This window comes from Marinitoga okinawensis, assembly GCF_055387075.1.
On the sequence record NZ_AP042422.1, the window covers coordinates 1,011,226 to 1,035,031 of the forward strand.

26 protein-coding genes are annotated in these 23,806 nt (G+C 22.8%); 4 read left to right on the forward strand and 22 right to left on the reverse strand.

Annotation, left to right across the window (positions count from 1 at the left end):
• Positions 1–22 precede the first annotated feature (22 nt).
• Positions 23–223 carry a uracil-DNA glycosylase gene (locus ACZ5CK_RS05045; RefSeq protein WP_464582810.1) on the forward strand — a complete coding sequence of 67 codons (201 nt, stop codon included), beginning with the start codon at positions 23–25 and terminating at the stop codon, positions 221–223.
• 82 nt (positions 224–305) lie between these two features.
• A complete protein-coding gene (locus tag ACZ5CK_RS05050) occupies positions 306–632 on the forward strand; it encodes a hypothetical protein (RefSeq protein ID WP_464582811.1) in 327 nt (108 codons plus the stop codon).
• A 59-nt stretch (positions 633–691) separates the two neighbouring features.
• Here the strand turns inward: ACZ5CK_RS05050 and ACZ5CK_RS05055 are convergent, their stop codons facing one another.
• Together ACZ5CK_RS05055 and ACZ5CK_RS05060 are read right to left on the reverse strand one after the other, a co-directional pair.
• On the reverse strand, positions 692–1,588 hold the full coding sequence (locus ACZ5CK_RS05055; protein ID WP_464582812.1) for a DHH family phosphoesterase: 897 nt from the start codon (positions 1,586–1,588) through the stop codon (positions 692–694).
• A gap of 57 nt (positions 1,589–1,645) precedes the next feature.
• Positions 1,646–2,335: a DNA alkylation repair protein gene (locus ACZ5CK_RS05060; RefSeq protein ID WP_464582955.1), complete on the reverse strand. Its 690-nt coding sequence runs from the start codon at positions 2,333–2,335 to the stop codon at positions 1,646–1,648.
• A 106-nt stretch (positions 2,336–2,441) separates the two neighbouring features.
• Here ACZ5CK_RS05060 and ACZ5CK_RS05065 point away from each other — a divergent pair, with 106 nt between their 5' ends.
• Positions 2,442–3,143 carry a class I SAM-dependent methyltransferase gene (locus ACZ5CK_RS05065; RefSeq protein WP_464582813.1) on the forward strand — a complete coding sequence of 234 codons (702 nt, stop codon included), beginning with the start codon at positions 2,442–2,444 and terminating at the stop codon, positions 3,141–3,143.
• Positions 3,144–3,174: 31 nt separating this feature from the next.
• Here ACZ5CK_RS05065 and ACZ5CK_RS05070 read toward each other — a convergent pair whose 3' ends face one another.
• The 20 genes from ACZ5CK_RS05070 to ACZ5CK_RS05165 form a co-directional block, all read right to left on the reverse strand.
• Positions 3,175–4,545, reverse strand: a complete 1,371-nt coding sequence (locus ACZ5CK_RS05070) for an ATP-binding protein (RefSeq protein WP_464582814.1) — start codon at positions 4,543–4,545, stop codon at positions 3,175–3,177.
• A 1,207-nt stretch (positions 4,546–5,752) separates the two neighbouring features.
• On the reverse strand, positions 5,753–7,279 hold the full coding sequence (locus tag ACZ5CK_RS05075; RefSeq protein WP_464582815.1) for an ABC transporter transmembrane domain-containing protein: 1,527 nt from the start codon (positions 7,277–7,279) through the stop codon (positions 5,753–5,755).
• Positions 7,280–7,460: 181 nt separating this feature from the next.
• A complete protein-coding gene (locus ACZ5CK_RS05080; protein WP_464582816.1) occupies positions 7,461–9,266 on the reverse strand; it encodes an ABC transporter ATP-binding protein in 1,806 nt (601 codons plus the stop codon).
• Positions 9,226–10,419, reverse strand: a complete 1,194-nt coding sequence (locus ACZ5CK_RS05085) for an ATP-binding cassette domain-containing protein (protein ID WP_464582818.1) — start codon at positions 10,417–10,419, stop codon at positions 9,226–9,228. The genes ACZ5CK_RS05080 and ACZ5CK_RS05085 overlap by 41 nt, the downstream gene beginning before the upstream one ends.
• Before the next feature lie 47 nt (positions 10,420–10,466).
• On the reverse strand, positions 10,467–10,802 hold the full coding sequence (locus ACZ5CK_RS05090) for a hypothetical protein (RefSeq protein WP_464582819.1): 336 nt from the start codon (positions 10,800–10,802) through the stop codon (positions 10,467–10,469).
• A gap of 169 nt (positions 10,803–10,971) precedes the next feature.
• Positions 10,972–11,694: an ABC transporter ATP-binding protein gene (locus ACZ5CK_RS05095; RefSeq protein ID WP_464582821.1), complete on the reverse strand. Its 723-nt coding sequence runs from the start codon at positions 11,692–11,694 to the stop codon at positions 10,972–10,974.
• An 11-nt stretch (positions 11,695–11,705) separates the two neighbouring features.
• Positions 11,706–12,518 carry an ABC transporter permease gene (locus ACZ5CK_RS05100; protein ID WP_464582823.1) on the reverse strand — a complete coding sequence of 271 codons (813 nt, stop codon included), beginning with the start codon at positions 12,516–12,518 and terminating at the stop codon, positions 11,706–11,708.
• Between the two features lie 2 nt (positions 12,519–12,520).
• Positions 12,521–12,682 (reverse strand): hypothetical protein, encoded by a 162-nt coding sequence (locus ACZ5CK_RS05105; protein WP_464582824.1) that lies wholly within the window; start codon positions 12,680–12,682, stop codon positions 12,521–12,523.
• Positions 12,666–14,006, reverse strand: coding sequence for a radical SAM protein (locus ACZ5CK_RS05110; protein ID WP_464582825.1), 1,341 nt, complete (start codon positions 14,004–14,006; stop codon positions 12,666–12,668). Before ACZ5CK_RS05110 ends, ACZ5CK_RS05105 begins: the two co-directional genes overlap by 17 nt.
• Before the next feature lie 4 nt (positions 14,007–14,010).
• Positions 14,011–15,297: a radical SAM protein gene (locus ACZ5CK_RS05115; protein ID WP_464582827.1), complete on the reverse strand. Its 1,287-nt coding sequence runs from the start codon at positions 15,295–15,297 to the stop codon at positions 14,011–14,013.
• A 295-nt stretch (positions 15,298–15,592) separates the two neighbouring features.
• Positions 15,593–16,336: a hypothetical protein gene (locus ACZ5CK_RS05120; protein WP_464582828.1), complete on the reverse strand. Its 744-nt coding sequence runs from the start codon at positions 16,334–16,336 to the stop codon at positions 15,593–15,595.
• Complete coding sequence (locus tag ACZ5CK_RS05125) at positions 16,329–17,174, reverse strand: ABC transporter ATP-binding protein (protein WP_464582830.1); 846 nt, start codon at positions 17,172–17,174, stop codon at positions 16,329–16,331. Before ACZ5CK_RS05125 ends, ACZ5CK_RS05120 begins: the two co-directional genes overlap by 8 nt.
• Before the next feature lie 43 nt (positions 17,175–17,217).
• Positions 17,218–17,646 (reverse strand): hypothetical protein, encoded by a 429-nt coding sequence (locus ACZ5CK_RS05130; protein ID WP_464582831.1) that lies wholly within the window; start codon positions 17,644–17,646, stop codon positions 17,218–17,220.
• Positions 17,647–17,693: 47 nt separating this feature from the next.
• Entirely contained in the window at positions 17,694–18,497 is an 804-nt protein-coding gene (locus ACZ5CK_RS05135) for a hypothetical protein (RefSeq protein WP_464582833.1), read from the reverse strand.
• 42 nt (positions 18,498–18,539) lie between these two features.
• The gene (locus ACZ5CK_RS05140; protein WP_464582834.1) at positions 18,540–19,343 is read right to left on the reverse strand and encodes an ABC transporter ATP-binding protein; all 804 of its coding nucleotides are present in this window, start codon (positions 19,341–19,343) and stop codon (positions 18,540–18,542) included.
• A gap of 4 nt (positions 19,344–19,347) precedes the next feature.
• Positions 19,348–20,058 (reverse strand): hypothetical protein, encoded by a 711-nt coding sequence (locus ACZ5CK_RS05145; protein ID WP_464582835.1) that lies wholly within the window; start codon positions 20,056–20,058, stop codon positions 19,348–19,350.
• Positions 20,058–21,293 carry a hypothetical protein gene (locus ACZ5CK_RS05150; RefSeq protein ID WP_464582837.1) on the reverse strand — a complete coding sequence of 412 codons (1,236 nt, stop codon included), beginning with the start codon at positions 21,291–21,293 and terminating at the stop codon, positions 20,058–20,060. Before ACZ5CK_RS05150 ends, ACZ5CK_RS05145 begins: the two co-directional genes overlap by 1 nt.
• Before the next feature lie 64 nt (positions 21,294–21,357).
• The gene (locus tag ACZ5CK_RS05155) at positions 21,358–21,516 is read right to left on the reverse strand and encodes a hypothetical protein (RefSeq protein ID WP_464582838.1); all 159 of its coding nucleotides are present in this window, start codon (positions 21,514–21,516) and stop codon (positions 21,358–21,360) included.
• 132 nt (positions 21,517–21,648) lie between these two features.
• Positions 21,649–21,786, reverse strand: coding sequence for a hypothetical protein (locus ACZ5CK_RS05160; RefSeq protein WP_464582839.1), 138 nt, complete (start codon positions 21,784–21,786; stop codon positions 21,649–21,651).
• A 121-nt stretch (positions 21,787–21,907) separates the two neighbouring features.
• Positions 21,908–22,042, reverse strand: a complete 135-nt coding sequence (locus ACZ5CK_RS05165; RefSeq protein WP_464582840.1) for a hypothetical protein — start codon at positions 22,040–22,042, stop codon at positions 21,908–21,910.
• Positions 22,043–22,322: 280 nt separating this feature from the next.
• Here ACZ5CK_RS05165 and ACZ5CK_RS05170 point away from each other — a divergent pair, with 280 nt between their 5' ends.
• On the forward strand, positions 22,323–23,738 hold the full coding sequence (locus ACZ5CK_RS05170) for a hypothetical protein (protein WP_464582841.1): 1,416 nt from the start codon (positions 22,323–22,325) through the stop codon (positions 23,736–23,738).
• Positions 23,739–23,806: the final 68 nt, after the last annotated feature.

The window sequence follows — 23,806 nt, forward strand, 5'->3', positions numbered from 1 at the left end:
CTATATGAAGGGGGTTATGTATATGAAGCAATGTAAATGGTATTTTGTGTGTCCCATGAAAAGATATTTTGAAAAAGGATTGATTGATAAAGAATGGATAGAAAATTATTGCAAAGGAAATTGGAAAAAATGTATTAGATATCAGAAAGAGGAAAATGGTGAATATCATGAAGATTGGATGTTGCCAGACGGAACATTAGATGAATCTTTAAAAGGATATTAAATATAACAAATTAAATGCATAAAAATTAATGTTACAAAATAATTTAATGTATACTTTTTAATAAATGTGGTATAATTAATACATGAAAGAATTTGATTTTGTTTTAATATATTTAAATAAGAAGTTGAAGGAGTTATTCGATAAAAATATCGAAGATTTAAAATATTATAATAAAGTAAAAAGAACAACTTCTCCAAAAAAAGAGAAAATAAAGCTTATTGCTGGTAATGCCAAGTATGAATTTTACTGTTTGGAAGATGGGAATATTTATATAAAGAATCGCGAGGAAATTTATTTATATATTGATGAAGTAAAAGAAAAATTAAATAACTCTCATGATGATTTAGAAAAAATACTTGAAGAAAGAAAGAAAATTTTATCAAATGAAAATATAATGGATAATGATTAAATTAGATAGCATGTAATTTTTTGATGCAATTATTAAAAATAAATAGTGCCAAGATGGCGCTATTTTTTATATTTTTTCAATTCGGTTAATATTAATTGATAATCAAAAAAGTTTAACCATATACCATGTTGCTTTTTTATATTCAAATTTTTTTGTAAAGGCACTAATAATCTATGATACACCTTTTGAACGTGAATTTTTTTAACCTGTATTTTAATTCCTAAAGGTAGAATGCCAATAGAAACATCTATACCTAAGACATCTAATAATCCATCGAGAAAAGCTTGATATTGATTTACATTATTGAAATTATCTACAGAAACTATCAAGTCCTTTATCTTATAAATTTTTATATCTTTTAATGAATTAATAAAATCTTTTTGATCTATATTTTTTGAATATATTATATTGAGTATATCTTCAAATTTTTTATTTTTTATAAACTTTGAAAAATAATAAAATTCCTTTTCGCGAGCAGTTCTAAATATTAATGTATCAGTGTATAATGCAGTAGCAAAAGATAATAATATTTCATCATTTAAATGGATGGAATTATTTATTGATAATTCATATAAATTTATAACATTTGCACTTGCCTTATTGATATATGTAAAAACCGAATTAGATACAAAATCTTCATTTATTTTACTATGGTGATCAAAAATAACATATTCTTTATTTTCTAAACTTATAAAATCAATATCTTCATAATTTGAAGTGTCATATATAAAATAAATATCATACGAATCTAAATTTATATTATTATCTAAAGATAAATCAAGATATTTTAATAATCCTCCCCCACTTCTTAACTCAGGCTGTGGAATATAATAATCTCCGCCAAATAAGTTTATTCCCCAATATATTGAGGCTATTCCATCACAATCTGATAATTTATGTGTAGTATGTAAAACTTTCTTTCCATTTATATATTCTTTTAGATCTAATATATTCACAATATACCTCACCCAATTATAATATAATAAAAAATGAAATTTATGAATGAAAACTTTTTACCATATCCCTTTAAGAATTTTTTGTCTTTCTCCTTCAGGGTATTTTTCTATAGCATATCTAAGCATTGTCCTTGGCATATTTTTATAATATTTTTTTAAAAATGCCTCTTCAACTTTTTTATCTCTTTTACCAATTTCTCGTAGCGTCCATCCAACAGCTTTATGAATTAAATCGTGTTTGTGATTTAATAGTATTTCACTTATTTTTAGAGCATCTTCAAAATCATTATTTTTTATAAAATATAATGTAGTTATAATTGCAATTCTTTGTTTCCAAAGATTATCAGATTTAGCTAATTCATACAATATACTTCTATCTTTATCTTCTAAATAGGGACCTAATAGATATGGTGCAGAGGAATCAACTAAATCCCAATTATTTACTCTTTCTAAATTCCTCAAATATATATCAATTACTTCTTCTTTTTTATTTTTGAAATTAAGAATTAAAATATATAATGCAATTAATCTATGTTCATGATATTTTGATTGTAAAAGTTTTTCTACATCTTCTAAAGGTAAATTTTTATATTTTTTTGCTATTTTTCTTTGTATAGGAACAGTTAAACCTAAAAAATCATCACCTTCACCATATCCACCAGGATGTGTTTGAAAAAACTTATAATTTCCTTTAGCTTTCTTTTCATTATAATTTTCATTCATTTCTTTGATAATTTCTTCTAACATATTGCTCATAATATTCCTCCATTTTTTATTAATAATATTATATCATATGGTATGTTTTAATATAATTAAATGATATAATAATAAAAAGTACAGAAAGGGGATTAATATGGAAAAGAAATTGAAAAGCAATTATGATAAATTAGCAGAACATTATGCAAAAGATGTAGATACAAAAGCTTTTAATGCATATTACGAAAGACCAGCTATGATAAATGCAATTGGAAAAGTTAATGATTTAAGAGTTTTAGATGCAGGATGTGGAGCAGGCTATTATACTGAATGGCTCATAAATAATGGAGCAAAAGAAGTTGTTGCTATAGATTTTTCTGAAAAAATGGTTGAATCAACTAAAAAAAGAATTAATGAGAAAGCTGAAGTATATGTCGCAAATTTAAATGAAAAACTTAGTTTTAAAGATAATTATTTTGATTTAATTATTTCCTCTTTAACCTTACATTATGTAAAAAATTTAGATTTTACTTTAAAAGAATTAAGTAGAATATTAAAACCAAAAGGAAAGTTAATATTTTCCATTCATCATCCTATAATGACATATTTATACTTTAGTTTAGAAAATTATTTTGAAGAGATATTACTTGAAGATGTAATAAATAAGATTCCAGTTTATTTTTATCATAGATCTTTTAATAAAATTTCTAATAGTTTATATAATAATAACTTTTTAATAGAAAGAATTATTGAACCAAAACCAATAGGAAAATTCAAAGAACAAGATGAGAGAAATTATAAGAAATTAAATAAAAAACCTCATTTTATTATTTTTAAAACGATAAAATATAATAAATAAAGAACTTCCAGTTTTTGGGAAGTTCTTTGTTTTAATTGAATATAAATTTTCCCATATTTTCAGGAGTAAATAAAAATAAGTTATCATTTTTGAAATTTAACAAATCTTCAGTAAAACCACTTTTTGAAAAAATCACATATTTTTTATTTAAAGCTTTAGATTTTATAAATTCACTTCTTAGTTTTAATTTATCATACACTTCAACACCAACTTTTTTATTAGTCCATTTGCATTCTCCAAATAAAATATTGTTTTTATCTTTTGCAACTATATCAATATCAAATGATTCATTTTTTTCGTATGGTACTCTGCCCCAAGTCGATCCAATTTCTTCTGGAATAAATCCAAATATTTCTGGATTTTCAATAATAAACTTTTTTGAAATTTCTTCAAATTGGAATCCCATATAGGTAGAAAAATTATTATATATTTTTTCTACAGCTTTTTTTGGAGAAAATTCTAATAGGGAGTAATTTTTATATATGTTATTGAAATAGAAGTTGTAATAATTATCTATAATAGCATATTTCATGTTTTTCTTTTTTTGATATAAAAGCGGAGTTTTTTTTGAAATAATTTCATATATCTCAGATAACTCTTTTATATATTTAGAGACATTAGTAATAGGTATACCGGAAATATCTGCTATTTCTGAACTTGTTTTTAAACCACCTGCTAATGCTTCAAGTATAGAAAAATACGATTTATGTTCTGATCCAAATTCCGAAATTAATATGTTTTTTGCTTCCTCTCTTAAAGGAGAAAAATCATCAAGAAAAATATCATATATAAGTTCCTTTAAACTTTTCTTTTTTTCAAATAACCATAAATATTTTGGTATTCCACCTACCATAGCATAAATTTCAAAAGATTCTATAATATTATATCCAAAATCTTTTAGCATAATTATTGAATCCTTTAATGAGAATTCTTTTATTTTCATAATGTAATCATTTCTTCCATACAAAGGCATTTTTTTATCAGTAAATATTTTTTTCATCATCCCAACATAAGAACCTAATACTATCATTTTAGTATTATTTTTATTTTCATCCCAAGCATGTTGAAGTGCATATAAAATCTCTTGATTGACTTTGAAAAAATTTTGAAATTCATCAAATATTATATAATCATATTTATCAAATAAATCCGAAAAAAGGTCATACCAATCAGAATATATAGCTTTTGAAAAAGATAAGCTAAAATCTTTAAGTAAAGTTTCTTCTTTTTTTACTTCAACAAAATAATATAAAACATTCTTTTTATTTTTAAATACTTCTTTAATTAAAGTTGTTTTACCAATTCTTCTTCTGCCATACATTACAACAAATTTTTTCTTTTTTTCATTAATAATATTATTCTCAAAGAAAGAACTTTCTTTTTTTCTATTATAAAATTTCATAATATCACCTCATAAAATTATATTAACTAGTATTATACTAATCAGTATTATACTGGATAGTATAATTATATACTTTATTATAATAAATGTCAATTCTTTTTTATAAAAGCTCTTTTCTTTTTCTGTTAATTTTTTTCACATATCATCTCAAAAATACAAATATAAATTTTGTAAAGTTATATTTAGCAAAGATATCTTTTGCAAATTCTAATTATTTTTATACACAACATAAAAAAATAAAAAATAGAGACTAATGTAAAAGGTAAAACATATCCTTAAATTAAAGTTCTACGTTAAATAAAATGTAATATTTGAGTAATTTTCGCTTAAAAAGAATCAGGCGATATGAGGTGTTCTAAAAAATTTTGATGATAAATTAATCATATTTGATATCTTCGTTTGATTATAAGCGTTTTTATTAATTTGATAAAAATCAATTTAATAAATAAAAATTGTTTTATGTTTTTACTTCGGTAAATCAAAATTTACCGAAGTTAAGAAGAATCCTTTAATAATGCATAAAATAGCTGTTTTATGAGCATTTTTTCTATATTAATTAATTATTTTTGGATTATCCCTTTAGTTCTTTCTTTATATGGATAGCTTTTATCACTTTGAATATTATACATTATATATAATATATACAATGTATAATATCATTCATATTACATCACGCAGATAATATTAATGAGTTTGATTATATATTTGATATACAATATAATATAAAATATATAACTTATAGTATAATATAAATTTATAACAAGAAGATATTTACATTAATAAATTTATATAAATAGTCTGTATGCTGATATATAAATCAAAATAACAATATACAATATAATGTGTATTATATATAATACATAAAATAAAAATTCAGACAAAAAATTAAATTATGTAGATAAAACAGTATATACATTATATGTAATATATACAATGTATAAAATAATTTGTATTAAATATATCGAAACTTTTATAATGGGTTGATACTAAAAAAAGTAAATATCTTTATTTTTATCAAAATCCTTTGAATAAACGTTTTAAGAATATCCTTTAACTTCGGTAAAGAACGATTTACTGAAGTTAAACTACTTAATATAGCATAAATAGATGATTATATAAAAAATTCTCTTCCCGATATTTTTCAGGAAGAGAATTTTTATTTATTCTTTATTATACATTGTTAGACTTTTATATGAAAAATTACTTGTTATGCTTTTTTAGCAAAACTAATTTGACTTATATCTATTATTTCATCAAAAAGATTGTAAAATTCTTTTTCTCCGTGTAATACCATTATTAAAATCTTATCTTTAGTTTTTTCTAATATCAACTCAAAAATTTTCTTTTTACTTTTTTCATCTATATTTGCTACTGGTTCATCGAATATATATACATCTCCTTCTTTTTCAAGCGCTATTCCAATTCCTACTTTTTGTTTTTCTCCCGCTGATAATTTTGATGTTTCTTTTTCTTTTAGTTTTTCTAAATCAAGTTTTTTAAGTATTTCTTCATCTTTTATCAATTCTTTTATTTTTAATTCTGGTAATTCTAATGGAGCAGTTAATGATATTACTGTTTGTGGTCTTGTTATTTTTCCATTATCTGGTAATAGATGACCTGATATTATATCTAAAATTGTTGTTTTTCCAATTCCATTTTTTCCTACTATTAATATTTTTTTTGATGGTTCTATATTTAATTCTTTTATGTCTAATATATTTTTGTTTTCATAAGATAATTTGATATTTTCCAGTCTTATTTTATTATCTATATCATAATATTTTTTATCCTTTAAATCTAATAATTTTATTATTCTATCTAATATTTCTGAAAATCTTTGTACTTCAGGTATTGATTTTATTATTCCAAATAATGATGATACTGCTCGCCAGAATGAGTTTATTATTGCCACAAATCCGCCAAAACTTAATTTACCTATTAATACAAAATATCCTGCTACTATTAATGAAGTTGCGTCTGCTGAATTTCTTATTATATCACCCAATACTTGTGCTGATTTTATTGCTTTATGACTTTCATAACTGCTATTTAAATATTCTTCTAAGTATTTTCTATGTTTAGCCGCACTTTTCTCAAATATGTGAGTAAATATTTTTAATATTTTAAAAGCTTTTAGTGTTTTAGTTAAATAGTTTAAATATTCTCCTTCTTTTTCTCTTTCAATTGCAGTCTTATCTCTTACTTTTTGACTAACAATAGTCGCTATGTACATTAATGGTGGAACTATTATAAATAATATTAATGATGCTTTCCAGGATATATAAAACATTGCGATTAATAATGCTATTTCTGATATTATCATTGATACTATATTTAAAATCATTTCTATGTATGGGACTATACCTTCTTGAACATCTTTGTGTATTGAATTTACAAAATATCCGAATCCTTTTTTATTGAATTCTTTTAAATCATGATTTAAAGTTTTTTTCAATAATTCAGATTCAAGATTTAACACTATCTTGTTTTCATACTTTTTCTTCCAGAGACTATGTATATAAAATAATATTACAAATGTTATTCCCAATCCAAGATAAATAATACTTAATAATACAAATTTTCTAAAATTCATTTTTAATATTGCTTCATCAAATAACCATTTAACCATTAATGGTTGTATTAGACCTTCAAAAAAATTCAATATCCCTGTAAATATTAAAAGCACTATAAACTCTATTCTTTTATTTTTTATTATTTCAAAGTATTTTTTCATATTATCCTCCTTCCAATAAAATTTTATTTTATATTTCTAAAAAATTTCAAATTATATTATACATTAAAATATATATTACTTCAACTTTAATGGATCAGGAAATATAAATTATATAACCCTGGTAATTTCAATCTACCAGGTTTATATTTTCTTTATTATGCTTCAATTATATAATTGTATTTTATTTATTCTTTATATATAATTCCGATTGAGCATACCATAAATTTCTATAATATTCTGACCTATTAATCAACTCTTTATGAGTTCCTATATCAATTATTTTTCCATTATCCATAATCACTATCTTATTACAATACTTTATAGAAGCTAATCTATGTGTTATTATTATTGCTATTTTTCCTTTGCTTATTTCTTCAAATTTTTCGTATAATTCATTTTCAGCTATCGGATCAAGTGCCGATGTTGGTTCGTCGAGTATTATAATATCATAATCTTTAAAAATTCCTCTTCCTATTGCTACTTTTTGCCATTGACCACCTGAAAGTTCTACACCATCAAATTCCTTTGATAATATTGTATTTATGCCATTAATAAATTTTTTATTATTATAATTTATTCCAGCATAATTCAATGTATCTTTTATTTTTTCTTCATTATTTTCATTTTTCATATCACTAACAGATATATTTTCTTTCAAAGAAATCTTATATTTATTAAAATTCTGAAATACAGCAGTTCCTCTTCTTCTTATTGAATCTAAAGATAACAAAGAAGAAGCTATTCCATTATAATATATTTCTCCCCTTTGAGGACTATATAATCCCAATATTAATTTTGATAACGTTGTTTTTCCAGCACCATTTTTCCCTATAATTGCTATTCTATCTCCTTTTTCTATTTTTAAATTAATATTCTCAATTGCCATTTTCCCTGATGGATACATAAAAAATATATTTTTTAATTCTATATTTGTTATTTCATCTATAGTATTTTTCCCATCTTTCAATTTTTCGTCATAATTTAAAAAGTTTATATATTTTTTTACTTTCACAAATATTTCTACAGCATTTTGCAACCTATATTCAAATATTTCTTCAAATAAGCCAAATAAATTTGAAATAGAAGCATATACAGCTGCGAATGCTCCAACCGTTATTTTGTTATTTATTATTAAATATATACTCAACCCTAAAATGCTCATATACCCTATTATATTTATTAATTTTGATAAGGCTTCTATTTTATTTAACTTTCTTTGATAGATCAATTTTAAATCATAATAATTATAGTTAGTTTTTTTAAATAGATTAATTATATATTTTGTTGCTCCTAATGTACGTGTTTCCTTTAAATAATTTTTATTTTTTATATATGATGAATATATTTCTTTTTCTCTTCTCAAAGGGGCATGTGTTTTTTCAAGTTTTTCATAATACTTTTTCTTTATAATTTGTGAAATTATTGTCGGAACAAATATCAATAATATACTTATACCTAATAATGGATTTAGGGATATCAAGTATAGCTCTATAAATATATAATATGGAATATACAAAAATACTATATCCATTATTATATTTAATAAACTCCTTACTGATTTAGCACCGATTATTGCAGAATTAATTATATTTCTATTTTCTGGTACATTAAAATAATTTGGTGAAATTTTTGAAATTTTTAAATTTAAGTTTTTTAATACAGTTTTTAATGTGATATCATGATAATATTCTCCAAAATACTCTGATATTCCACTTGAAACTTCTGATAGTATAGCAAAAAACATCAAATATATAAGATTTAATAATATCATTTTGTATTCACTATTATTATTAAAGTATTTAATAGCATTATCGAACACCTTTTGCATTTGAACTGTAACCATGCCTAAAGATATCGCATCAACTATTGAAAACATGTATTGCAAAAAAAATCTTATAGGAGATATTTTAGCAATATTAATAAATACATTGAATAGTTTTGTTGTATTATTCACCATACCATCTTCTTTGCTTTTCAAACATTTCATAATACACACCTTCTTTTCTAATTAAATCATTATGACTTCCCCTTTCGATAATTTTTCCATTTGAAAAAACTATTATTTCGTCTGCATATCTTATTCCACCTAGTCTATGTGTAATTAAAATCTTTATCGATTTATATGGTATAGAAAAAAATCTTTCAAATATTTCTCTTTCTGCTATAGGATCAAGTGCCGATGTTGGTTCATCAAATATTTGTATTGGAGCATCTCTATATAAAGCCCTTGCCATAATTACTTTTTGCCATTGACCTTCTGATAAGTTATAACCTTTCCCGTTAATGTATCCCAGTTTAGTTTTTTCTTTTTCGGGTAATTTTTTCATTATTTTATCTATACCAGTTAAATGAATTATATTATTATATAGTTCATTATTATTCTTTTTCACATCTCCTATTTTTATATTTCCCTCTAAAGTTAAAGGATATTTTGTATAGTCTTGATAAACAATAGAAAAATATTTATACCATTCTTCTATATTTGTGTTTTTTTGCTTTTTATTGTTAATGTATATTTCACCTTCGTATTCTTCATATAATCCAAGTAATAATTTTATTATTGTTGTTTTTCCTGCTCCATTTTCCCCTACAAATGCATATGTTTTTCCTTTTTCTAATTTAAGATTAATATTATTTAATATCCATTTATTTGAGTTTGGATATTTAAATGACACATTTTTAAATTCTATTGCTTTTATATCTTCAATATTTTTCGTTATTAAATATATGTCTTTTTCTATCTCTGGTAAATTTATATACTTTTGATAATCTTTTATATAATTTATACGTCTTACTAAATCCTTTACTATATTTGAAAATGTCCAGGACATTGGATGTATTAAATTAAATACAGCACCTGTTATACTTATAAACATTCCTGAGCTTATTTTTCCAGATTTTAAAACGAATAATAAACTTGCAGAAATACCAAAAGCTAATACAGCCATTAATATACTTAATATTTTTACTCTTACTATGTTTTTCATTGTTGCTTTAATATCTATTCTTCTAGCTTTTTCATATAAATTTTCAAATTTATTTGCTATATTATCGCCATAATCGAATAATACTCTTTCATCTGCCATTTCACCTGTATTTAACATTAAATCATAAACTTTTGCTTTACGAAAATATTTCATAGATTCTGTATATGATTCATATTCGCGTTCTCCACTATAATAACCTATTATATCGCCATTAGTATTAATAATATAAGCACTATGGTTCCTATTAGTATGCTACTTTTTATTATTATTGCTGATATTGATAATATTTCTACTATTATTTTTATAAATGCACTTATTTCATTTAATCCAATTGTTATTGCATTTTCAGAATTATCATATATTCTTTCAATTAATTCATAATTTTCATGATTTTCTAATATGTCATATCTTAGTTTTGCATTTTTCTTTAAAATATCTTCTTCAAATTGACTATCTACTTTTTTAGATATTCTGATATAAGTTTGTTTTGATATAAGATTTATTAAATAATTTATTAAGAACATCATAAAAAACAAAAAAGATACTAATATGAATTTCTTATCTATGTTCCTATTATTAATAAAAAAAAGAGTATATTATAATGTATTTAAATAATAATTTTAGATTTTTCATTTTTCATTCCCTTATCTATTTTTCAAGTAAAAAGAATTCAAATTATAATTAGAGACCATAAAAACGAACTATTCATTTTATTAATTCCAACAACCGTTCTTCGTTTTTTCTCGTTGTTTTTTCCAGTAATTCGTCTGTTTTTATGTCTGCTGTTATTTCTCCTTTTTTTAATACCACTATTCTATCTGTTTTTTCTATTTCACTTACATCATGACTTGCTAATATTATTGTTTTTTCATTTCTGGATAATTCTTCCATTATTTCATATATTTTCATCTTTGTTTCTATATCCACTCCATTTGTCGGTTCATCTAATAAATATATTTCCGCTTCTTTTATTAATGCCCTTGCTAAATTCAGTCGTCTTTTCATTCCTGTTGATGCTTCCATATATTTGATTTTTCTGTTTTCGTATAACCCCATTTCTTTTAAACCTTTTTCCACTTTCTTTTTTAATTCTTTTCCTGTTAGATTATTTAACATTCCAAAAAAATTTAAATTTTCTTCTAAATTCAATCTATAGTAAAATGACCTTTCATTTGATGTTGCTATCGATATTAATTTTTTTATTTGTTTTACTTCTTTTTTTATGTCATATCCTTTTATTTTTATTTCACCTTCATCGGGTATTATAAACATCCCTATTGTTTTTATTAATGTTGTTTTTCCTGCTCCATTTGAGCCGAATATTGTTATTTTTTCTCCTCTGTTTATTGTAAGATTTATGTTTTTTAATGCTTTTATCTCATTTTTGTATATTTTTGTCAAATTTTTTATTTCTATTATTTTTTTCATTTTTTCACATCCTAATATTGCGATATTGTTCCATATTTCCTTGCCTTATCAAAACTGTTTTTAAACCAGTACATTCCTATTGGCAATATTATTATTGTCATTATAATCAATATTATTATATCCTCTTTTATCTGGTATAAACTATATCCATTTATTAATGTTTTTCTCAATCCATCCATTGCATATGTTGTTGGTAATATATAAGATATACCTCTTAACCATTTTGGTAATATTTCTACTGGATAATATATTCCAGAAAACATTCCAGTTAAGAATGAATATACCCAGCTTACTGGATCACCTTTTTTGGTTATTACTATGAATCCGGCACTTAATAATCCTATTCCACTTAAACTTATCATTGTTATTATTAATAATATTATTGAAGATATTATATTCATTTTTATTTCTACATCAAATGTATATATTAAAAATACAAATACAATTCCTGTATTTAATATTGTAAATATCAATTTTGAGAATATAGTGTATATAAACACTTCCCATAATGGAGTTTCGGACAGGAGCAGGTATTCTATTGTTCCCATTACCTGCTCCTGTCTTATTACACTTTTAAATGTTGTTAGAGAGAGAGTAGTATAACTCATGAATACGCTTCCAGATATGAAATATGCAAGAATATTTCCCCCATATTGTTCAATCATTGGAAAGTAATTACCCTGAGCTATGAACCTTCCCATGAATCCAAATTGTAATAATCCTAAGAATCCACTGAGTATTCCCAGTACTGCCTGTGTTTTATAACTTTTCCATATGAGTATATCTCTTTTTATATAATTTATAAATTTCCATAATTTTTTCATTTTTAGTCATCACACCAATTCCAGAATCCTTTATCTTCTCCTTTGCATTTAGCATTTTGTTCACATCCTTGATTACTACATTCATCACAGTTTTCTACTTTATCTTTTCCAAAATCACAAAACGAAAATAAACTTTCTTCTCTTGGTTCATTTACGAATTCCATTTTTTCGCCTCCCATATGTTTTTTCTGTTAATAATATCATTTCTTCTAAATTATATTTTATTGGAAGACATCTTTCCCTTCCGTATTCTATTACACCATATTTTTCTGCTAATACTTTACCCAATATACATCCTCCCATACAATATGGTAATACTTTACAACTTTTACATTCTTCATCAAATGGATCTATTGCGAGCCATATGTTTTTTCTGTAGTTTAATTTCATTTTACCATTTTCTTTTAATTCGCCAATTTCTTTTGAAATACCACCAATTTCTCCCCAACATTTATATAATTTCCCATCTGCATCTATTACTAATGAGTTTATACTTGTCGCATCACATCTTGCTTGATTTATTTTTAAAAATGGATTGAAATTATAGTAATCTATCTTTTCTATTATATAATTATATAATTCACTTTCTATTTTGGCAAATTCTTTTAAGGTGAATGATTTCAATTTTTTATTATCTCCCATTTCACCCTGTCTTAAATTTATTTCCACCTTTAATCTATCTTCAGATATTTTATCTATTAATCTTTTTATACTTTCTATATTGTGTGGAAACACATTAATTCTTATTTTTACAAAAATTTCTTTTGATGCATTTTTTATATTTTCATATATTCTTTTAAATGTTCCTTTTCCATTTTTTAATAATCTTAATTTATTGTGTTCTTCTTCTGTTCCATCCAGTGTTATTATTAATTTTTTTATTCCAGAATCTTTCAGTTCTTTTATGGTTATTTTATCAAGTAAATATCCATTTGTTATTATAAATGCGTCATATTCCACTTTTTCTTTTTCGCAAATCTTTTTAATTTTTTCGCTTATTTTTTTTATTTTTTTCTTTTCTAATAGTGGTTCTCCACCCCAAAAAGTTACGCTGAATATTTTTGGTTTTCTTTCTTTTATTTTTTCTTTTATTAACGTTATTATTGATTCTATTGTATTTTCCTTTATATTGTTTATCTTAAATGGTTTTACGCTTATTTCTTTTGCCTGGATTTGATAACAATATTTACAATTAAAATTACAATTGGTTGTCATTGTCACTGTTAAATGAAAATAATCGTTTGAAAATTGAAATTTTTTATATTTCGCTATTATATCGCTTAATTCGTCTTTATCATCTTCTATTATAAATCCACCTTTTTTAAGTATTTCTATATCTTTATCAATTTTTATTTTGCCTGATAATATTTTTTTTATTTTATCGACATTTTTCTTTTCTACTTTCAATATTGCATTGGTCATTCCATTAAAAAGAAGAAGACTACCGTCTTCTTTTTCTATTAATGTATTATATTTAGATGGCTTCATTTAATCACCATCTTTTTTTCAAATTTTTTACTCTATACCATAATTTTATAAAACTTTCTGTTTCTCTTTTTTCTTCAGGACAGCCTTTGCTTCCACGAAGTGCAGCATTTCTACATCCGCCATGACATAACGGTAATATTTTGCATTCTTTACAATTTTTATCTTCATATCCATTATAACTATGCCATTTTAACTGTTTTTTTGTTTCTAATTTTATTTTTCCATTTTCTATTTTCCCCATTTCCATTCCTTCTTCTACTGCAACTGTACATGGATATATTTCCCCTTCTGGACCAATTACCATATTATATACATTATCAAATTCGCAATACATATCTCCATTTAATATTGGTAACATTACTTTAAATCCTCTATTTATTGCTATTTCATATAATTTTGAGAGTTTTGTAAATGAATTTTCTTTTCTGAAATCTCTAACATGTATATGAAATTCTTCATTCCTTTCTGATGCCTGGAATATCCATCTAAAATATATTTTCATTCTTTCTTTTGGAAACTTCTCTAAATAATCAAATAATTTCTCTATTTTTTCATAATTTTCAGGACCTACATTTACTCTTATTGATACATTTGTTTCTTTTGTATTTTCAAATAACGTTTCTATCCCTTCTATTATTTTTTTAAATGTTTTTCCTCCACCAACTAATGGTCGATATTTATCGTGTGTTTCTTCTATTCCATCAAGAGTTATCTGAACATTTTTTATTTTTAATTCATCAAATTTTGATATATCTATATAATTCAATAAATATCCATTTGATGACATTGATGAAAATAGTTCTGCTTCACTTTCATCTATTATTTTTTTATTTATATATTCAATGACTTTAAAGTTCATCAATGGTTCTCCACCAAACCAACCTATTGATATTATTTTTTTATTCTTGCTTGTGTTGATTATATAATCTGCTATTTCTTCTGCTTTTTCTATTGTCATTATTTTATTTCTTTTTGTTTCATAACAATATACACAATCAAAATTGCATTGGAAAGTTGGAATTATTGTAAACGTTGCTCGAGAATTATCAAATCGCGCTCTATAATTTCTCATTTTTATTTCTTCATATTCATTATAATCTTTTTCTATAATATATCCACCATATTTTAATTGTTCAAATAATTCATCATCAACTATATTCCCTTTTAATATTTCTTTTATTTTTTGAACATTTTCATGTTTTACTTCTGCTATTGCTCCTGTTCTTAAGTTAACTAATACCGGAACTTTATCTATTTCTAAAAAGTAATTGTAATATGATTCTTTATACATTTTTTCCACCTGCTATAATAAAGATTTAGTTTTTATTTATTAATTATAATAATTTTAACAAAGAATATATATAATATAAATAACGTTAATGTAAATTTCTCTTTTCTTAAATTTAATCATTTTACATATTTATTATATCAAATGATATATTTTTATTGTTAATTATTTAATTTATATTATACAATATTTGATATATTCTCTTTGTGAACGAGGTTAAGAAAATTCATGAGCTTTTTTGTGTTCATTTACAAATTCTATTTTCCATTCTATATGTTTTTACATAAATCTTTCAAATCTAATATTTTGGTTCATATTTTCTGAAAAATAGATATCCTATTACGAATACTGTTGTTGCCATTAATAATGGTATTATTATTTTCCACAAACTAAGATACATTATAAATTCTATTCCTTTTGAGGATATTAATTTTCTTGTCATTATATATACAAAATTCAATGGATGATATATTTTATTTTGAACTGGCAATAGAAAATAACTATATATTACAAATAATGATATTATTATTGAAAATAGATTATTCTTTACAATTACATATATCATCATTCCTAATAAAGCGGTAAATAATATTGCTATTTCATAGTTTAAATATGCTACTATTGTTAATGCCATCCCTTTTATATCAGGTTTTCCAATTACTATCATATAGTAATATGTTAATATTATTAGATTATATATACTATACAATGTTGTTATCCAGAATAATGATATTGATTTTTTAATGTAGAATTTTAATCTTGTATTTTCCATAAATATATATGTGTATAATCTACTTTCTGTTATTTCATGCAATATTTTTATTCCAAGTATTATTGCTATTAATTGTATTAATCCCATAAAGTTCCACATTGATCCAAAGTATTTTGCGGCTATTATGGATATTGATGGTTTTCCATAATACCCCCTTGCTATCATATAAACTATACCTTTAGCCCTTATTGTTGAAAAGAAATAGTATATTATTAATGAGGCTATAAAAAATTTATCTTTTTTTATCTTTTGTATTTCTGCTTTAATCATTTTTTCCATCTCCTGATGATATTTTTATAAATGTTTTTTCCAGGATAGATGTATTTTTTTCTATATCTTTTATTCTTATTCCATATTGTGTGAGTTTTTCCAATGTTTGTATTATATTGTTGCTTTTTATTATTGTTTTACCCTCTTCTATTTTGTATTCTAACCATTCAGGATATTTCTGTGTTTCTGTATATATTATATATTCATCATTTTTTTTAAATTCATCTTTTGATAAGATTTTTTTAATTTTTCCATCATGTAATATACCTACTCTGTCTGCCATTTCTTTTGCTTCTGATAATACATGAGTGCTTATTATTATACTTTTTCCTCTTTCTTTTAAATCTTCCATTAGTTTAATAAAGTTTTTTCTTTCTATTGGGTCCAATCCTTCTGTTGGTTCATCAAATATGTATATATCAGGATCTATTAATAGTAATATCGAAACAGCAAGCCTTTTTTTCATTCCTGTTGAATATTTACCAACTTTCTTTTTTGCGTGCTGTTGTATTCCTGTTATTTTTAAATATTTATCCATACTTTCTTTATTTATTTTTATATATATAGATGAGGTTATATATTTTATGTTTTCGTATGCATTCATATTTTTCATAAATTGTGGTTCTTCTACAAAACCCAATAATTTTTTACCTTTTTTTATTTTTATTTCACCTTCATCTGGGTTATATACTTTGGTTAATATGTAAAATAGTGTGGATTTCCCTGCCCCATTTTCCCCTAATATTACAAATTTTTCCTCTTCTTTTACATCAAAGCTTATTCCTTTTAAAACTTCTTTTTCCTTAAACTTCTTTTTTATGTTTTTTACATCTATCATTTTTTCACCACCAATTAAGCCACAGAATTTAAAATTCATATCTTTATTCAAGTTTTAATTCATAAACTTCAAATATAAAAAGATTTTTATCTTCTTTTTTTTCTATTTCGTTTAATACACCATAATACTTATCTTTCATTTTAAAAAAATGTATTGCTTTATTCAAAATTTTATTTATGTTACCTGTTTCAAGATTTATTTTATAAGTATTTCCATTAAAAAGAAATATTTCAAATTGATTTTGTAAGTTCAAATTAACTCTAAAAGGTGTATTTGAACAGAGAAATGTAGCATAATCAGATTTTTTTAGTTCGTTTTCCCATAATATTTTAAATTTATTATCTATTATTTTTCCTAATATTATTTTTGTTGTACTATCTTCCTGCACTTCTATTAATATTTTTTCATTTTTATAGGTATAATAATGATAATTTATATTTCCTTCTTTCAAAAATGGATATATTTCTTCCATATTTATATTTTCTATTTTATTATTATCGAGATTATATCTTTTTATATTTATTTTTCCACCATAATTACCAAAATATACATATTTTTCATCTTGATATATATATATGTATAATAGTTCATATCTGAAAATACTTTTTCATCTTTCTTTATTAATTCATAGTTTTTTGCATCAAATGTGTGTTTTAATTTTATGTATTTACTATTTGAACCAAAAAAAGATGTCACACTTTTTTCTGGTATTGTTTCGAATATATATAGTTTATCTTTATACTTTGCCATTTCTAATATCCCTGAAAAATCTTTTAGTGTTATTAATTCTTTATACCAGTTTAAATCTTTATCTACTATCATTACTTTTCGTTCTGATTCATTTATGCCTACACTCATTATTATATTATCTTTCAATTCATAATCAATTGTAACTGCAAATGACTTTACTCCTAAATTAAGCTTTTTGTTAAATATATATTTTCCTTCTTTTTTTATATATTCATTTATTTCCATATCTCCATTTTTTTCATTTCCACATATTATCCAGAATTTATTTTCAAATGCATATGTTGTTATTAATGTTGCACCTGTAAGTCCTCCAATCTCATATAATGCTGGAGCATTCATTTTTATTGTTTGTTCTGTATCATTTTTTAATGAGTATATGCGTGCCTCAAACTCTTTTTCAGTAGTTACAACAAATGGTGTAATTATTGCTTCATTTTTTGTAAATGTTGCTATTAATTTTGGTGGTTTTTTGGCATTTTCTATCTCAATTCTTTTTATCATTTTTAATCTATCAGAAAATAAAGAAATTGATATTGTTAACATAAATAAAATTACTAATATATTTCTTTTCATTTCTTTCACCCCTTCAATCCACTTTTTTAAAACAATTAAGTATTAAAATTCTTTAATTACCTTAAAAAATAGATTTTCTATATCATTTGTTATTTTTACTATTTTTATTATTTCACCATTTTTTTCTTCAATATTCTGTATTTCTTTTACTATTTCTTTTTCATTTATTTCTTTTGAATATGTTTCTTCATTTATTTTGTATTTAAAAATATATTTCTTATCACCTTTTATTTCCGTATTTGATATTATTTCTCCATTATGTAATATTATTATTTTACCAGCCAATTTTTCTGCCTCTGATAACACATGTGTTGTTACTATTATGGTTTTTTCACTTTTATTTAAATTTTTTATTTTTTTTATCAATTTTATTCGTTCGGCAGGATCGAGATTTTCCAATGGTTCATCTAATATCATTATTTCAGCATCTAATAATATATTCATTGCAAATGCAAGACGTTTTTTCATTCCTGTTGAATATTTGTAGACCTTTGTTTTTCTTTTTTTATATAATCCAACGTTTTTTAATTCTTTTTCTACTTCTTCTTTTTTTACTTTCTTTCCATATATTTTTGCTATATATTTTATGTTTTCTTCACCTGTTAATTCAGGTATAAAGGTTATATTTTCTATATATCCGCTCATACTACCATTTATTTTTATTTCTCCTTTTTCATAACTTTTTGCACCCATTATTGTGTAAAGTAATGTGGATTTCCCAGCGCCATTTACTCCTAATATTACTATACATTCCCCTTTTTTTATTTTTATATTTATATTTTTTAATGTGTATTTTTCTTCTTTTTTGTATTTTACCCATAAATCCTTTACTTCTAAAATTACCATTTTTTTACTCCTTTATTTTATATTTTTTTAATATTATGAAAAGTATTATTGTTATTATTACTGAACTTATAAACGGAGTTATTATCATTTTTTTCAGTATAACTTCAAGCCTTCCCATCATTATTTTGTTAAATCCTATTATGTAGTGAAATATACTATACTTTTTTAAATCAGTATCGGATATTATATATATTACCCATAATGATAATATTCCTAATATTGTTATTGCATAATTTCTTACAATTAAATATATTACCAGACTCAATATTTCTATAAAATATATTCCTAATATTGTATTTATAATTCCCGCAATACCCATAAAATCCATTCTGATATGAATATTTTTATGTATTAAAAATGATAATATTATACCTATATATATTAACAACCCCTGACTTATTCCACTTATTATCATGTATTTTATTATTTCAAGATAATATCTTATTTTTCCTTTTTGTGATAAATACACTATTTCAAATATTTTACTTTCAATATCTCCTTTTAATATTGATGTACTTATTAGTATTCCAAAAATTATTGGTATAAAGAACATATTCCATAACATTATTATTGTATTACCCAATATTTCCTGAAATTCTATTATTCCTGTCGAGGATAATATTGTTTCATACATAAAATTTGATATTATATAGCTCAATATAAATATTAATATTGCTGATGTTATAAAATATTTGTTTTTTATCAGTCTCATCATTACATTTCAATCCCTTTTATTTTCTCATTTTCATTTGTTATTACATGTAATGTTTTTCCATCGTTATATATCTTTACCACATTATTTATTTTCTCTTTTTTCATTTTATTCTTTTCAATTATATAAAATATAAATTTATTTCCTTCTCTGTAATAAATATATATTTTATTATTTAAATTCTCAAAATTTATTCTACTTTTATTTAGAAATTCTGTTGTTATTTTTTCAGTTTCTAATTTATTATTTAATAAATATATTTTTGATATATTTTGTTTTTCACCATATATTTCCTGGCATATTACATATCTTTCTCCAATAGCATCTATATATAATTCCTTATTTTTAATTTTTCCTGTTTTAGCTAATAATTCTTTTTCTATTTTCAGGTTTATTTCTTTTCCTTTTTCTTCATCTATAGAAACTAAAATAAGTTTTTCTTTTGTTTTGTCATAATTTACCACATAAATTTTTCCGTCTATGTTTATTACTTCTGATGGAATTAAATTGCCTGAGTGGACCTTTTTGAAATATATTTCACTTTTTCCTTCATCATTTAAGTCTAATTGTACTATTGTAAGTATATAATTGAAACTTCCTGTGAGAAATCTAAAAAGAGCTGTTACAGGATTACTTATATCATGACCTAAAATAAGAAAATATAATTTGTTATTTTCCTCGTGAATTATTTCTTCTAATTCATTATTAGTTCCTTCTAATTTCTCCTTTATTATTATTTTCTTATTTTTTATTACTATTAAATCTCTTTTTTCCAAATTTTCTAAATATCCAACTATCAAAATTATATATCCATTCTTTTGCTGTAATCCTCCCTGTGGATAACCATATTTTCCAAGTTCAATACTTTTAATATTTTCATTTTCTGGATCATATACTAAAATTTCACTTCTATCATTTGATTTTGAAATTCTAAATATATATATTTCATTGTCATACATTATAGCACTATTTATGTATACTTTTGTTCCTACTATCGGTAATCTCATATATCCTAATTCTATTTTTTTCTCACTTATTTGATCATTGGTTATTCGATTATATTTTTTTAATACTATGTATTTTTTATTTTCATCTTCATCCATTTCATTTAATGTAATAATATATTTTTCTGTAAAAAATATATATGAAGATTTTTCAACATGAATATTCATACCTATTTTTGAAAATGAAATTATTGTTATTATTAAAATTATTAAAATTCCTGCTTTTCGTTTCATAATCATATTTCTCCTTTCTTTTTACTTTAAAAAATGGGTGGATACGCCCAAAATATATTATTTCTTATTTTTCTATTTCTTCTTTCTTAGTAAGATCTACAAGGATACAAAAATCAAGTTCTTCACAACTATCACCAAAATCTAAACCTATACATATATCTTTGATACATCCATCAGTATTTTCATTATTATTTTCCGAATTAATAATTTTAATATGCTTCATATTTTAATCCTCCTCTATAATTATCATACCCTCTATTATATCCACCCCAAGATCATACTTTTAATTTTTCTACTCCTATTTTTGTTAGTTCGCAAGAAATACTTCGGCTATTGATTATATTTTTTAATGTTTTTATATCTTTTTCAACATCTTCATTTTTTTATTTCCTGTAAGATGTGAATAGGCTATTTCATCTAGTTCGACTAATGTTACACTATCAAGATCCAATAGATGCTTTTTTTTATTATTTTGATAGAGTTTATATTTCATTTTTTTCTCCTTTCTTTTTAATATTAAAAATATATTGTATCATAAAACCTTATATGCTATAATTTAAATGTATTCTACAAATAACTGAGTATAAAGCTTTTAGTTTTCATATGATATCTTATTATCCTCCGGAATTTTCAATTTGAACTTGAGGATTAGTTGAATGAGTAGTTGAATTACTTTTATCATCACCACCATATACCATTGTTGAAGATAATATTATGATTGCCATTATTAATATAATTATTTTTTTCATTTTTTCACCCCCCTCATTTATCTTAGCATTTCTTATATGACTGTCAAGTATTTCTTTTGTAGCCTGAAATTAGCTTTTTATAAACATTTTAAACCGCAATGTCATTTTTAATAAATGGTAATATTTTAGACATATAACTTCAATTTCTGAAATTCTTTATTTTGGATATTTATATATTTTTAAGTAATTATTCTGTAACAAAATGTAACTTAACCTTAATTAAATATCATTCTTTAAGTTTTTGTTTCAATATTTATAATTTTTATTTAAGAGGTGTTTTATGAAACATTATTCCTTAAATAAATTAATTGATATTATAGAATATGGAGCTTTTTCTAAACCTATTGTGAATTATATTTTAACTAATACTGAGGATGAAGATTTGGTTTATTATCTTTTATGTTTAAAATCCATTTGGAAAAACAAACATAGAGAAGCTTTTAAATATGCCGATCTCGTTACTACTACTACAATTTTAAATGAACTTGCTACGCTTGAAAAGATTAGTATTTTATTTAATAATAATAAAATTAAAAAAGCTAATATTGAACTAAGAAAGATTAAAAATAATATTCAATCTCTTAATAAAAAAGCAAGAAAAATTATTATTCCTGCTTTGAGATTTATGGAAATAAGATTTTCAAATTTAATTGATGAAAATCTTGTTAGATATTGGAGTGAAGAGTATGAAAGTAGTTATGCACAGAAATCATTATTAAAATATTCTGAAGCCAGAAAATATTTAAATAATAAAGATTTTCATAAAGCTTTTGATTTATTTATTGAAGGGTTTAACCTTGCAAAAAAGTTTCCTCATCCTACTATGATTTGTTCCGGATTAAATAATGCAGCATGGTGGATAAGAAAAGTAGATAAGAAGAAAGCGTTAATTGCAGCAGATTTATTAGAGTATTATATTGGTTATTATTTTGAAGACTTATTTAAAATTTATAATTGGTTTGATACTATTTTTGATGTTTATTCAATTAATAATTATATTGGTTTATATGATATTTCAAGAATTATGAATGAATTAAAAAATAATATAAATATCGATAATAAATTTAATAAAGATTTTTATAATAGTTCTAATAAAAAACATATTAGTTTTTTATTTAAAAATAACATTAATAAAAATTCGACTATAATTGATTTTAATTTTTCAATTGTATTTTTAGCAACATATTCATCATTAATAGAAAAACCATCTTTCTCCAAAAATAATATTTTAGGATTGATTTTTGAAGGAGATAAAAATAAAATTATTAAATATTTTTCAAGTAATTATGAGAAAATGTATTTTTTTAATTTAATGTTCTCAAATTTTCAAGAAGAAAATTTGATAAATAATATTAATAATAAAAACTATAACTTTCTAAATTCTGCCAAAGTCAGTTTATTTTATATTGCGAGAAAAAATTTAATTTTAAAGTTATTAAAGAATGTAAGAAATAAAAAAGAATTTATTGTCCATTATTTTAATTTATCAGATAGAGAAAAAAATATTTTTGATATATTTTTAAGAAATTGTGTCCGTTACGATATTAAATGGCCTATTATTCCAAAAGTTGAAGGTGATTTGAAATCTTTCGCTTTAAAATATAATATTACTCAAAAACGTGTAGCTTTAGGATATTATTCTTTTGAAGATAATGAAAGACTTTTTCTTGATTCTATTATTGAGAATTTTTTATAATGGAATTAGTGGATACTTATAAATAAATATTTAAGAACTGTAAAAGTTAGAATAGACCATAAAAATTT